13 protein-coding genes are annotated in these 11,952 nt (G+C 66.4%); 2 read left to right on the forward strand and 11 right to left on the reverse strand.

Features of this window, described 5'->3' with window-relative positions; genetic code table 11:
- Nucleotides 1–19 precede the first annotated feature (19 nt).
- Both FQV39_RS11890 and FQV39_RS11895 read right to left on the reverse strand, forming a co-directional pair.
- A complete protein-coding gene (locus FQV39_RS11890) occupies nucleotides 20–337 on the reverse strand; it encodes an AzlD family protein (RefSeq protein WP_149130482.1) in 318 nt (105 codons plus the stop codon).
- On the reverse strand, nucleotides 324–1,055 hold the full coding sequence (locus FQV39_RS11895; RefSeq protein WP_149130483.1) for an AzlC family ABC transporter permease: 732 nt from the start codon (nucleotides 1,053–1,055) through the stop codon (nucleotides 324–326). Before FQV39_RS11895 ends, FQV39_RS11890 begins: the two co-directional genes overlap by 14 nt.
- Nucleotides 1,056–1,166: 111 nt before the next feature.
- Here FQV39_RS11895 and FQV39_RS11900 point away from each other — a divergent pair, with 111 nt between their 5' ends.
- Nucleotides 1,167–1,781, forward strand: coding sequence for a 4'-phosphopantetheinyl transferase family protein (locus FQV39_RS11900; protein WP_149130484.1), 615 nt, complete (start codon nucleotides 1,167–1,169; stop codon nucleotides 1,779–1,781).
- Nucleotides 1,782–1,784: 3 nt separating this feature from the next.
- On the opposite strand, the gene FQV39_RS11905 is transcribed toward FQV39_RS11900, so the two are convergent.
- The 7 genes from FQV39_RS11905 to pheS all read right to left on the reverse strand — a co-directional run bounded on the left by FQV39_RS11905 (nucleotide 1,785) and on the right by pheS (nucleotide 10,300).
- Entirely contained in the window at nucleotides 1,785–2,525 is a 741-nt protein-coding gene (locus FQV39_RS11905; protein ID WP_149130485.1) for a TerC family protein, read from the reverse strand.
- 20 nt (nucleotides 2,526–2,545) lie between these two features.
- On the reverse strand, nucleotides 2,546–3,250 hold the full coding sequence (locus tag FQV39_RS11910; RefSeq protein ID WP_187640253.1) for a TerC family protein: 705 nt from the start codon (nucleotides 3,248–3,250) through the stop codon (nucleotides 2,546–2,548).
- Nucleotides 3,251–3,339: 89 nt separating this feature from the next.
- The gene (locus FQV39_RS11915; protein ID WP_149130486.1) at nucleotides 3,340–4,416 is read right to left on the reverse strand and encodes a tartrate dehydrogenase; all 1,077 of its coding nucleotides are present in this window, start codon (nucleotides 4,414–4,416) and stop codon (nucleotides 3,340–3,342) included.
- Entirely contained in the window at nucleotides 4,413–5,324 is a 912-nt protein-coding gene (locus tag FQV39_RS11920) for an alpha/beta fold hydrolase (protein ID WP_149130487.1), read from the reverse strand. The genes FQV39_RS11915 and FQV39_RS11920 overlap by 4 nt, the downstream gene beginning before the upstream one ends.
- Nucleotides 5,325–5,557: 233 nt before the next feature.
- The gene (gene pheT, locus FQV39_RS11925; protein ID WP_149130488.1) at nucleotides 5,558–7,981 is read right to left on the reverse strand and encodes a phenylalanine--tRNA ligase subunit beta; all 2,424 of its coding nucleotides are present in this window, start codon (nucleotides 7,979–7,981) and stop codon (nucleotides 5,558–5,560) included.
- A 26-nt stretch (nucleotides 7,982–8,007) separates the two neighbouring features.
- Entirely contained in the window at nucleotides 8,008–9,189 is a 1,182-nt protein-coding gene (locus tag FQV39_RS11930; protein ID WP_149130489.1) for a ceramide glucosyltransferase, read from the reverse strand.
- 28 nt (nucleotides 9,190–9,217) lie between these two features.
- A complete protein-coding gene (pheS, locus tag FQV39_RS11935) occupies nucleotides 9,218–10,300 on the reverse strand; it encodes a phenylalanine--tRNA ligase subunit alpha (RefSeq protein ID WP_149130490.1) in 1,083 nt (360 codons plus the stop codon).
- A gap of 112 nt (nucleotides 10,301–10,412) precedes the next feature.
- On the opposite strand from pheS, the gene FQV39_RS11940 reads away from it, so the two are divergent.
- Nucleotides 10,413–11,189: an LOG family protein gene (locus FQV39_RS11940; RefSeq protein WP_149133800.1), complete on the forward strand. Its 777-nt coding sequence runs from the start codon at nucleotides 10,413–10,415 to the stop codon at nucleotides 11,187–11,189.
- A 62-nt stretch (nucleotides 11,190–11,251) separates the two neighbouring features.
- Here FQV39_RS11940 and rplT read toward each other — a convergent pair whose 3' ends face one another.
- Together rplT and rpmI are read right to left on the reverse strand one after the other, a co-directional pair.
- Nucleotides 11,252–11,629 carry a 50S ribosomal protein L20 gene (gene rplT, locus FQV39_RS11945; RefSeq protein WP_149130491.1) on the reverse strand — a complete coding sequence of 126 codons (378 nt, stop codon included), beginning with the start codon at nucleotides 11,627–11,629 and terminating at the stop codon, nucleotides 11,252–11,254.
- A gap of 28 nt (nucleotides 11,630–11,657) precedes the next feature.
- Nucleotides 11,658–11,858 carry a 50S ribosomal protein L35 gene (gene rpmI, locus FQV39_RS11950; RefSeq protein ID WP_047575639.1) on the reverse strand — a complete coding sequence of 67 codons (201 nt, stop codon included), beginning with the start codon at nucleotides 11,856–11,858 and terminating at the stop codon, nucleotides 11,658–11,660.
- Nucleotides 11,859–11,952: the final 94 nt, after the last annotated feature.

The raw sequence follows: 11,952 nt of genomic DNA on the forward strand, positions 1-11,952 counted from the left end.
ATGGATCAGAGGTTGCCTATCAGAAGCCCAGCGCGCGCAGGGCGGAAATCGCCGCCATGCCGGTCAGCAGCGCCAGCAATTCGCTGCGCCGCAGGATCATCGTGCCGATCGCGACCAGCAGGGCAACGGCGGCGGCTGCCCCGAGCCGCTCGATCAGCGGCAGGACGGTCGCGACCACGATCGAGCCGGGCAGCGCCGCGAGCCCGCGCCGGACATGCGGCGTCAGCGGGATGAAACTCATCAGCACGACGCCGGCGATGCGGCAGAGATAGGTCGCGATCGCCATCGCTCCGATGGCGAGGACGGCGCCCCAGGTGCCGGGATCAGGCAGCGTCATCGCGGAGCGCCCCCGTGACGGCGCCGGCGAGCGAGCCGACGATGATGAAGGCATAGCCGTCGACCAGCTTGGCCGTGACCAGCGCGACGACGCCCGCGACGACCCAGGGCACCATGCCGCGCCGACCGCGCCAGAGAGGCACGATCATCGCGGCGAAGAAGATCGGCATCACGAGATCGATGCCGTAGCGGCGCGGATCGCTCACCAGCGCGCCGAGCATGTAGCCGCCGCCCGTCGCCACGACCCAGACCAGCCAGAGCGCGAGCCCCGCCCCCACGAGGACTCCGAGATCGCGCCCGCCCTCCGCCCGGTAGCGCGTGCCGATCAGCCAGTTGGCATCGGTGAAGAAGAACAGGTGAAAAGCGTTGAGCGTCTTGGGGTACTTCGCGAACCAGGGCTGGAGGGAAGCTCCCTGCAGCACCATGCGCGCATTGACCGTCGCCGTGACGACGGCGACGCCGACGATGGCGCCCCAGCTCCATTCGGGGCGCCAGAGTTCCAGCGACACCAGCTGCGCGACGCCGGCATAGACGAAGGCGCTCATCGACAGGGTCTCGAGCAGGGAAAGCCCCTTCGCCGCCGCGGCCGCTCCAAAGGCGACGGCGAAGACGACGATGCCCGGCATCAGCACGGACACCTTGCGTATGCCCAGCATCATGCCGGCGCCGGTGATCGGCGCCTCGGGGACGGTCGGCTCGATGTTCTGATCTGGAGGCATCGTCTTCCAGAAGGAGAAAGGCCCGGCGCCCGTCAATGCGCATCACAGGCACGGCTGCATGAATGGCGCGCAGAACGCGACAGCCTGCAGCAGCACCAGTAGAGTCGAACGATGCTCTGGCTCGATTCCGCCGACAGCGTAGCCCCTGCCCTCCCCGCCGTCTGGCTGATCCCGACGGGGGCGAGCCCGCACAACCTCGCGGAGCGCTCCAAGCTGAGGCGCGGAACGGCGCGGCATCTGCTGGCGCGACAGCTCGGCTGCGCCGAAGAGGATGTCGTCATAGCGCATGACCCCGCCGGACGACCGCTGCTCGCCCGGCCCGAGGCATCGGGGCTTCAGCTTTCGTTTGCGACGCGGGCCGGCATCGTCGCCGTCGCCATGGCACCGCGCCCCATCGGCGTCGATGTCGAGCGCATCGAGATGGAAGGCACCGTCCCTCTCGACGTGCTGCATCCGGACGAACGCGGGTTCCTTGATGCGGCGGCCAACGCCCTACGCCCCCTCGCCTTCGCGCGGATTTGGGCGGCGAAGGAGGCCTATGTAAAGGCGCTTGGCGTCGGCTTCCGACGAGCGCCGGAGAGCTTTGCGGTATCGCTCCTGTCGGAGATCGCCTTTCGCGTAACCGACCCGTCGCGCCCGACCGAAGCGAGCGGGCATCTGCGCATCATGAAAAACGGCGGCCAGGACATCCTGGCCGCCGCGGTGATCGTTCTGGATGAACCCTGAAGCTCAGCCCGGCTGGTCGACCGGCTTGCGCTTCAGCACATAGCCGACGATGCAGACGAAGAGCGCGCCGATGACCGCCGCCGCATAGTGCGGCAGGTTTGCCGGGCCGATGCCGATGGGGCTGACATCCATCGGAACCGGCTTGACCCAGTCCGGCCAGTTCGCTTGCAGCCACTGCAGCACGGCAAGGTCGCCAAGGATCATTTCGGCCGCGATCCAGCCCAGCAGCGCGGCACCGAGCCAGACAAGGATCGGGAAGCGCTCGATGATCGAGGTGAGCAGCTGCGCTCCCATGATGATCAGCGGGATCGAGAGCAGCAGACCAAAGATGAAGAGCTCGGCATGCCCACGCGCCGCAGCCGCAATGGCGATGACGTTGTCGAGGCTCATCACCGCATCCGCGATGGCGATGGTACGCACGGCCTTCCAGAGGCTTTCGCTCGCCTCGATGTTGCCGTGCGCCTCCTCCTCACCGACCGCGAGCTTGATCGCGATCCAGAACAGCAGGATGCCGCCGATCACCTTCAAATAGGGCACGCCGAGCAGATAGGTCACGACCAGCGCGAAGATGATGCGCAGGCCGACGGCCGCGCCGGCGCCGAGCCAGATGCCGATCTTCTTGCGGTTCGCCGGCAGCGAACGGCAGGCGAGCGCGATCACGACTGCGTTGTCGCCGGAGAGCAGCAGATCGATCCAGATGATCTGCAGCAGCGATATCCAGAAGGCGGAGGAAGAAAAATCCATCGGTCAGTCTGCCCCTTTTGTCAGAGAGCCGGGTCGGGCCGGCGCGATTTGATGAAGTAGCCGAGACCGAGCACGAGCAGAGCGCACAGGATCGCGGCCGGATATTCAAGCTTGTGCAGCAGCTCCGCGCCGAACTGGCCGACCAGCCACGGATCGCTTTCGAACATCTCGCCCGCGACCCAGCCCAGCAGCGCCGCGCCGGCCCAGACGAGGATCGGGAAGCGGCTCAAGAGATTGGTGATGAGCGAGGCGCCGAGCACGATCAGCGGAATCGAGATGATAAGGCCGGCGACCAGCAGCGGGATCGAGTCCTTGGCGACGGCGGCGATGGCCAGCACGTTGTCGAGGCTCATGACGATGTCGGCGATGGCGACCGTCTGCACGGCCCTCCAGAGCTTGCTGCTGGCGGCCACGGAGTTCTCGTCCTGCCCCTCGTCCTCGACGATCAGCTTTACCGCGATCCAGGTGAGCAGCGCCGCGCCGACGATGCGCAGGAAGGGCGCATTGAGCAGAGAGGCGATCAGTACCGTGAAGACCACGCGCAGCACGACGGCGACGCCGGCGCCGAGCGCGATGCCCTTGGTCCGCTGCGCCGGCGCCAGCGCACGGCAGGCGAGCGCGATCACGACCGCATTGTCGCCCGAGAGTACGATGTTGAGCGCGATGATCTCGGCCAGCTTGCCCCACGCCCGGGGATCGACGATGGAAATCGACGAAATATCCATGAGCTCAAACCCGTTCCCAGCCACATGATCCCGGCCGAAGCGGCCGGGGCCCATACTGTTTCAACCAGGCGCCCCTGTTCGTCACCCGGTCAGAGAGCTTGTTCAACAGCCTTACCGGCCGCTTCCGTGCCCAGCGAGCCACCGAGATCGCGCGTGCGAGTGCGGGCATCGCCCAGCGCCCGCTCGATCGCGGCCTCGATGCCCTTGGCGGCATCGTGCTCGCCGAGATGGTCGAGCATCATCGCGCCGGACCAGATCATGCCGACCGGGTTGGCGATGCCCTGCCCCGCGATATCCGGCGCCGAGCCGTGGACCGGCTCGAACAGAGAGGGATGATCGCCCGTCGGGTTGATGTTGCCGGAAGGCGCGATGCCGATCGTGCCCGTGCAGGCCGGGCCGAGATCGGAGAGGATGTCGCCGAAGAGGTTGGAGGCGACGACCACGTCGAAGCGATCGGGATTGAGCACGAAATGCGCGGTCAGGATATCGATATGGTATTGGTCGACCGCGACACCCAGGTAGTTCTTCGCCATCTCCTTCACCCGCTCGTCCCAGTAGGGCATGGTGATCGAGATGCCGTTCGACTTGGTGGCCGAGGTCAGCTTCTTGCGCGGACGGCGCTGCGCCAGCTCGAAGGCGTATTTCAGCACGCGGTCGACGCCGACGCGGCTCATCACCGTCTCCTGGATGACGATCTCGCGCTCGGTGCCGGCATACATGCGGCCGCCGACCGAGGAATACTCGCCCTCGGTGTTCTCGCGCACGACGAAGAAGTCGATATCACCCGGCTTGCGGTTGGCCAGCGGGCCGGGCACGCCCGGCATCAACCGGACGGGGCGCAGGTTGACGTACTGGTCGAATTCGCGCCGGAACAGCAGCAGCGAGCCCCAGAGCGAGATGTGGTCTGGCACCTGCGCCGGCATGCCGACGGCGCCGAAGTAGATCGCGTCGTGGCCGCCGATCTTTTCCTTCCAATCGTCCGGCAGCATCTTGCCGTGCTTGGCGTAGTAATCGCAGGAGGAGAAATCGAACGCGTCGAGACGCAGCTCGAAGCCGAACTTCTTGGAAGCGGCCTCCAGCACGCGCAGGCCCTCGGGCATGACTTCCTTGCCGATGCCATCACCGGGGATGACGGCGATACGATAGACGCGATTGGTCCCGGTCATGATGCTGCTCCGAAGAAGGCCTTGAATTCCGCGGCGACGAGGTCGGGGACCTCTTCCGCGAGGTAATGCCCGCCCGGGAGGGCGTGGCCACGCACATCCTGCGCACGCTCGCGCCACAAGGCCAGAGGGTCGAAGCATTTCCCGATGATGCCGTTGGCGCCCCAGAGCGCGAGCAGCGGCTGTGCCAGCTTGCGGCCGTCATCCTCATCGTCATGGCGGATGTCGATGGTGGCGGCGGCGCGATAATCCTCACAAGAGCCGTGGATCGTCGCCGGATCGGCGAAGCAGCGCAGATAGTGGGCGAGCGCCTCCGGCGCGAAGGGCGTCATTCCGGCCGAACCCGAGCCGCACTTCTTGCGCCAATAGGCTTCCGGGTCCGCCCCGATCATCCGCTCCGGGAAGGGCGCGGGCTGGATCAGGAAGAACCAGTGCCAATAGGCGCGGGCGAAGGCGTCCGTGGTGTGGGCGTACATCTCGCGCGTCGGCGCAATGTCGAGCGTGGCGAGGCGGATGACGCGCTCGGCATGGTCGAGCGCGAGGCGATGCGTGACCCGCGCCCCGCGATCATGGGCACCGACGAAGAAGCGCTCATGACCGAGCACCGTCATCACCTCAGCCATGTCCTGCGCCATGGCGCGCTTGGAATAAGGGGCGTGCTCGGCGTCGGTCGCCGGCTTCTCACTGTCGCCATAGCCGCGCAGGTCGGCGCAGACGAGGGTGAAGTCGCCCTTCAGGCGCTCCGCCACCTTGTGCCAGAGCACATGGGTCTGCGGGTAGCCGTGCAGCAGCAGGAGCGGCGGCCCCTCCCCGCCCGTACGCACGCGGATGCGCGCACTCGACGTCTGAACGTCGAGCAGGCGAAAACCGGGGAACAGATTGTCCGTGACGGGACGTTCGGTGAGGTTCATAGGACCGGAGCAATGCAAGAATGCGCCAGCCGATACCCTGAATGCTCAGGGATTTCTTTGGCGGATTATTACATAATCCTGATCAATGGTGAGAGGCCGCTTCTCACCGAGGAATGTGGCCGAGCCAACCCGTCATGCTCGCCCTTGTGGCGAGCATCCCCGTCTTGAACACAGCATTGCATCGATGAAGACGTGGATGGTTGGGACAAGCCCGACCATGACGAAAAGCAGGATCAGCCCCTGAGCGTCGCGCCGTAGCGCTTGCCGATCTCAGCGACGATCTTCGCGCCGACCGCCTCGATCTCCGCCTCGGTCAGGGTCTTTTCGGTCGGCTGCAGCGTCACGGCGAGCGCGACCGACTTCTTGTCGGCCTCGACACCCTGCCCCTCATAGAGATCGAAGACGCCGACATTCGCGATCAGAGCCCGATCGGCGCCCTGCGCGGTCTTGGCCATGTCACCGGCCGCCACGGCCTTGTCGACGATGAAAGCGAAGTCGCGCGTCACCGGCTGGAAATCGGAGAGCGCGAGCTTCGGCTTGACCTTGGTCGGCTTGTACTTGGGCAGCGGCAGCGCATCGAGATGGATCTCGAAGGCGACCAGCGGCCCCTTGACGTCGAGCGCCTTGAGGATGCGCGGATGGACCTCGCCGAAGGCACCGACGATGCCCTTCGGGCCGAACTGGAGCGTGGCCGAGCGGCCGGGATGGGCCCAGGCCGGGCCGCCCGCAACGATCTGCAAGCCACCGGTCGGGATGCCGAGGCTGGAGAGCAGGCCGAGGACATCGGCCTTGGCGTCAAAGACGTCGACGGCCTTGGCGCCGCCATCCCAATGACGGCCGACGCCATCGAGGCGCGCGGTGCCGCGGCGCAGCCCGGTCGCAGCGATGAGCTGCCCTTCCGGCTCGTCGCTCTTGAAGACCTGACCGACCTCGAACAGGGCGACATCGGGGAAACCGCGGTCGGCATTAGCCTGCGCCGCCTGGATCAGGCCCGGCAGCAGCGAAGGCCGCATATCGGAGAGATCGGCGGCGATCGGGTTGGCGAGCGCGAGCTTGGGCGAGCCGCCGCCGAAGAGCTTGGCCTGATCATGCGAGATGAAGGACCAGGTCACGGCCTCAACCAGCCCACGGCTGGCAAGCGTCCGCTTGGCGATCCGCGTGCGCTTCTGCAGCACGGTGAGGACCGGCTTGACGACCTCGCCCTTGATGCGCGGCAGCGGCGTCGAGGCGACGCGATCGAGACCGGCGATCCGGACGATCTCCTCGACGAGATCGGCCTTGCCGCCGACATCGGCACGCCAGGACGGCGGCGCAACCTTGACCCGGTCGCCGGTGCCCGAGACATGGAAGCCGAGCGAGGTCAGCGCCAGCTTCATCTCGACCTGCGGCAGATCCAGCCCGGTCAGGCGCTTGACCTCGGACCAGGGGAAGTCGATCGCGCCGGGGCTATCCGGCAGCTCGCCGACGAACTCGATCTCCGAAGCCTCGCCGCCGCAGAGCTCAATGACCATCTCCGTGGCGAGATCGAGGCCCGGCCGGGTGAAGTCGGGGTCGACGCCGCGCTCGAAACGATAGCGCGCATCGGAATTGATGCCGAGCGCGCGGCCTGAGCGAGCGATGTTGAGCGGGTCCCAGAGCGCGCTCTCGATCAGGACGTCGGTGGTCGTTTCGCTGCTGCCCGAGGCCTCGCCGCCCATGATGCCGGCGAGCGACTCGACGTTGTGCTCGTCGGCGATGACGACCTGCTCGTCGGTGAGCGTATAGGTCTTGCCGTCGAGGGCGAGAATGGACTCGCCCGCCTTGGCGCGACGCACAGTGAGGTTGCCCTTCACCTTGGCTGCATCGAACACGTGGAGCGGCCGGTTACGGTCGAGCGTCATGAAATTGGTGATGTCGACGAGCGCATTGATCGGGCGCAGGCCAACGGCGCGCAGCCGCGCCTGCAGCCAATCCGGCGACGGGCCGTTCTTGACCCCGCGCACGAGACGTAGCGCGAAGGCCGGGCAGAGCTTGCGGTCCTCATCAGTGAAGTCGAGCGTGACCTTGACCGGGCACGGGAAAGAGCCGCGCACCGGCTGGACCGGGTGCGACTTGAGTTTGCCGAGGCCGGCGGCCGCGAGATCGCGGGCGATGCCGGCGACCCCGAGCGCATCGGCGCGGTTCGGCGTCACCGCGATCTCGATCACGGCGTCATCGAGCCCGGCATAGGTCGCGTAGGACTGGCCGACCGGCGCGTCGGCCGGTAGTTCGATGATACCGTCATGATCCTCGGAGAGTTCGAGCTCGGCTTCCGAGACCAGCATGCCGTTCGACTCGATGCCGCGGATCACGCCCTTGCCCAGCGTGATCTTCTTGCCGGGGATGTAGCTGCCCGGTGGCGAGAACACGCCCTTCATGCCGGTGCGGGCGTTGGGCGCGCCGCAGACGACCTGGACGGGCTCGCCGGTGCCGGTGTCGACCATGCAAACGCGCAGGCGATCCGCGTTCGGGTGCTGCTTCGCCTCGATGACATAGGCGATGGTGAAGGCCGAGAGCGCGGCGGCGCGATCCTCGATCGCCTCGACCTCGAGGCCGATGCGGGTCAGGGTTTCGGCGATCTCGGCGACGGAGGCGTCGGTGTCGAGGTGCTCTTTGAGCCAGGAAGTCGTGAATTTCATCGCGCTATCGGGTCAGTATCTTCGGATCAGTCGGAAATCTTCGCGTTCGCCGCCGAAAGCGTCGGGGTCGTATCGTTGAGCTCGTTGGCGCCGTCAGTGCGGATCTTCATCGCGTTGCCGCGCCAGCTCACCTCGCCACCGACGAAGGCATAGGCCCAGACGCCGGGGAAGGCGATGTCGCGCGCCAGCATGGCGATGGGCGCGCGCCAATTCAGGAACCAGCCGACGCCGGCAGAGAGAACGATATCGCCGGCATACCAGAGCAGCAGCACCGACAGCGGCGCCGCCCAGAACGGCTTGCCCACAGCCGAGGCGCCGAAAGCTGCCAGAACGGCGGCAAGGAACGGCGTGGAGAGGATCTCCAGCATGAAGAACGGCAGGAAGGTGACGCGCCTGAGCCGCGCCCAGCGGAACTGGCGCTGCACCGCATCCGCCAGGCGGCGCGGCCCGAGCGGCTGCTCGAAGGGCTGGCCGACAAGATGGACATGCCGGCCGGCCCCGCGCACGAGCTTGGTGGCGGCGGCATCCTCCGCGATCTCCTGCCCGAGCGCGGCGATGCCGCCATTCGCATCGAGGAAGGGCTTGTTCCAGAGCATCGACTTGCCCTGCGCGAAGCCGAGCCCCAGCGCCTCGCTGACATATTGCCAGCGCGCCTGGAAGGCGTTGAGGAAGGCGCATTCCACCTCGGCGCCGAAGCTCTGGGGCCGGGAGCCGGCCGGCGTCGAGCAGACCAGGCCGGTATCGGACTGCCAGGCCGCGAGCATGCGCTGGATATAGTCCTTCGGCATCAGAACATTGGAATCGGCGAGGATGACCCAATCGGTCGTCGCCTCCTCCCAGCCGCGGACGCAGTTGTTGAGCTTGGGATTGGCGCTGACGGCGACGTCGCCGACGATCAGCCGGACCTTCTCGGTACCGTAGATGCCGATCAGTTCCTCGATCAGCGGGATGATCGGGTCGTGGGCATCGGCGACGCAGAAGATCGTGCTGTAGCGGGGATAGTCGAGTTCAAGCCCAGAGATCGCCGTCTCGCGACTGAAAGCCTCGATGCCGCGCACCGGCCTGACGATCGTGACCGGCGGCAGTTCGTCGAGCAAGGCGGAGCGCTGCATGGGCCGGCGCAGCCGCCAGAGCGCGATCGCCTGGCTCGCCAGGTTGGTCGCGCTCAACAGCCCGGCAAACAGCGCTGCCCAGCCCGCAGGCGTCATCGCGCTCTCCCCTGCCCGGTTCGCAGCATCATGAGGAGAGGCCGCCCGTCAGCGTCGGCAGGTCGAGCGGGCGGAAGCCGTAATGGGCGAGCCAGCGCACATCCGCCTCGAAGAAGGGGCGCAGATCCGGCATGCCATATTTCAGCATGGCAATGCGGTCGATGCCCATGCCCCAGGCGAAGCCCTGATAGACCTCCGGGTCGAGCCCGCAATTGCGCAGCACGTTCGGATGGACCATGCCGCAACCGAGGATCTCCAGCCAGTCGTCGCCCTCGCCGAAGCGGATCTCGCCGCCCTTGCGCGAGCACTGGATGTCGACCTCCATCGAGGGCTCGGTGAAGGGGAAGAAGGACGGCCGGAAGCGCATCTTCACATCGTCGATCTCGAAGAACGACTTGCAGAACTCTTCGAGGATCCACTTCAGATGGCCGAGATGGGCGCTCTTGTCGATGACGAGACCCTCGACCTGATGGAACATCGGCGTGTGGGTCTGGTCGGAGTCGTTGCGATAGGTCCGGCCCGGGCAGATCACGCGGATCGGCGGTTCCTGCGCCAGCATGGTGCGCACCTGCACCGGCGAAGTATGGGTGCGCAGCAGCTTGCGCTCGCCATTGGCATCCGGCGCAAAGAAGAAGGTGTCGTGCATCTCCCGCGCCGGGTGGCCGACCGGGAAGTTCAGCTTGGTGAAGTTGAGGTCGTCGGTCTCGACATCCGGCCCCTCGGCGATGGCGAAGCCCATGTCGCCGAAGATCGCGGTGATCTCGTCGATGACCTGGCTGATCGGATGGATGCGGCCGCGTGCCTCCGGGCCGTCCTGAACCGGCAGCGACACGTCGACGCGCTCGGAGGCGAGTCTGGCCTCCAGGGCAGCCTCGCCCAGCGCTTCCTTGCGGGCGACGATGGCGCCCTGCACGCGGTCGCGCAGGCCGTTGATCAGCGGCCCCTTCTCCTTGCGCTCATCCGGCGTCATCGCGCCCAGCGTCTTGAGCAGCGCCGAGATCGAGCCCGACTTGCCGAGCGCAGAAATCCGCACATCCTCGACGGCGGCTTCGTCGGCGGCGGTGTCGATCGCAACGAGGACGTCGCGTTCCAGGGTGGCGATATCGGTCATGAACGGGTCGCAAGCGTTGAAGGCGTGGGAACGGGCGCGTTCTAGCGGGAACGGCCGGCTTATGCCAGAGCGAAGCGACGCTTTGCCGAACAACCCGGCGCAGCCGACGCCGATGCAGGAGGATGCCTTGCCCGACAACACCCATCAGAAGGAATCGCCGTCCTATCGGCTCGCCGCGCTCGACCCGGATTTCATCCTCGGCGATTCGACTCGCGGCGTGCGTTTCATGCTGGAGTACCAGAAGGCGGAAGATCATCTGCGGGCGCGCGGCGTCGTCTCGACCATCGTCGTCTTCGGCTCGGCGCGCGTGCGCGAGGGCAATCCCTGGTACGAGGCGGCCAGACAGTTCGGCCGCATCGCCTCGGAGCGGGGCGGCGCGCTGCAGGACGGCGAGGCCGGGCGCCATCACGTTATCGCCACCGGCGGCGGGCCGGGCATCATGGAAGCGGCCAATCGCGGCGCGACCGAAGCCGGCGCGCTCTCGATCGGCTTCAACATCACCCTGCCGCATGAGCAGGAGCCCAATGCCTGGTCGACGCCCGACCTGACCTTCCGCTTCCACTATTTCGCGATGCGCAAGATGCATCTGGCGATGCGCGCTGCGGCGCTGGTGGTGTTTCCCGGCGGCTTCGGCACGCTGGACGAGCTGTTCGAGATCATGACGCTGGTGCAGACCGGCAAGATGGGGCCGGTGCCGATCGTGCTCTACGATTCCAACTACTGGCAGGGTCTGCTCAATCTCGACCGGATGGAAGCGGCCGGCTTCATCCGCCCGGAGGACCTGAAACTGTTCAGCTACGCGGACACACCGGAAGAGGCCTATGACCGGATCGTCGCGGGCGCGGGTGACGGCTGGCATCCGCCGGGCAACGGCAGCGTGCAGACATAGTCCAAAAAGGAGAAGGCCGGCGTTGCCGCCGGCCTTCTCCAAACCAGATCAGTTCAAACCGCTCAGGCGGCCTGGGCCTGCGGCTGCCCAAGCGCGCCCTTGACCGTCTCGACCACGGCAGCGAACGAAGCTGCATCGTCGATGGCCATCGCCGACAGGGTCTTGCGGTCGAGCTCAATGCCGGCCTTGATCAGGCCGCCGATGAAGACCGAATAGGTCAGGCCGTGCTCACGCACCGCAGCGTTGAGGCGCTGGATCCAGAGAGCGCGGAACGAGCGCTTCTTGTTCTTGCGGTCGCGATAGGCGTACTGCATCGAGCGATCGACGGCCGCCTTGGCGGCGCGGATCGTATTCTTGCGGCGGCCATAGAAGCCCTTGGCGGCCTTAAGCGTCTTCTTGTGCTTGGCGTGGGCGGTAACGCCCCGTTTCACGCGAGCCATGTCATGATCTCCGGACTATCAGGTGGCGTCAGCCGTTGGGGAGGAAGAACTTCTTCACGTTGGCAGCATCGCCCTCGAAGAGGGTCGTGGTGCCGCGGTGATTGCGGATCTGCTTGTTGGTCCGCTTGATCATCCCGTGACGCTTGCCGGCCTGGGCGTAGAGCACCTTGCCGGTACCGGTGATCTTGAACCGCTTCTTGGCGGCCGATTTAGTCTTGATCTTGGGCATTTCAGCTCCTCAATGGTCGTGGCCGCGCGCCTTTTGAACGCGTTGCCAATGTCTTGCTTTCAGGAAGCAAAGCACGACCGCCACGGCAGCCCTT

The organism is Bosea sp. F3-2, from assembly GCF_008253865.1.
In the GTDB taxonomy this organism is placed as follows: Bacteria; Pseudomonadota; Alphaproteobacteria; order Rhizobiales; family Beijerinckiaceae; genus Allobosea.

Coding starts and splice junctions, on each gene's coding strand:
- FQV39_RS11900 (WP_149130484.1), top strand. CDS start 1,167: ATGCTCTGGCTCGATTCCGCCGACAGCGTAGCCCCTGCCCTCCCCGCC.
- FQV39_RS11895 (WP_149130483.1), bottom strand. CDS start 1,055: ATGCCTCCAGATCAGAACATCGAGCCGACCGTCCCCGAGGCGCCGATC.
- FQV39_RS11910 (WP_187640253.1), bottom strand. CDS start 3,250: ATGGATATTTCGTCGATTTCCATCGTCGATCCCCGGGCGTGGGGCAAG.
- rpmI (WP_047575639.1), bottom strand. CDS start 11,858: ATGCCCAAGATCAAGACTAAATCGGCCGCCAAGAAGCGGTTCAAGATC.
- FQV39_RS11920 (WP_149130487.1), bottom strand. CDS start 5,324: ATGAACCTCACCGAACGTCCCGTCACGGACAATCTGTTCCCCGGTTTT.
- pheT (WP_149130488.1), bottom strand. CDS start 7,981: ATGAAATTCACGACTTCCTGGCTCAAAGAGCACCTCGACACCGACGCC.
- FQV39_RS11915 (WP_149130486.1), bottom strand. CDS start 4,416: ATGACCGGGACCAATCGCGTCTATCGTATCGCCGTCATCCCCGGTGAT.
- FQV39_RS11890 (WP_149130482.1), bottom strand. CDS start 337: ATGACGCTGCCTGATCCCGGCACCTGGGGCGCCGTCCTCGCCATCGGA.
- FQV39_RS11930 (WP_149130489.1), bottom strand. CDS start 9,189: ATGACGCCTGCGGGCTGGGCAGCGCTGTTTGCCGGGCTGTTGAGCGCG.
- FQV39_RS11940 (WP_149133800.1), top strand. CDS start 10,413: ATGCAGGAGGATGCCTTGCCCGACAACACCCATCAGAAGGAATCGCCG.
- rplT (WP_149130491.1), bottom strand. CDS start 11,629: ATGGCTCGCGTGAAACGGGGCGTTACCGCCCACGCCAAGCACAAGAAG.
- pheS (WP_149130490.1), bottom strand. CDS start 10,300: ATGACCGATATCGCCACCCTGGAACGCGACGTCCTCGTTGCGATCGAC.
- FQV39_RS11905 (WP_149130485.1), bottom strand. CDS start 2,525: ATGGATTTTTCTTCCTCCGCCTTCTGGATATCGCTGCTGCAGATCATC.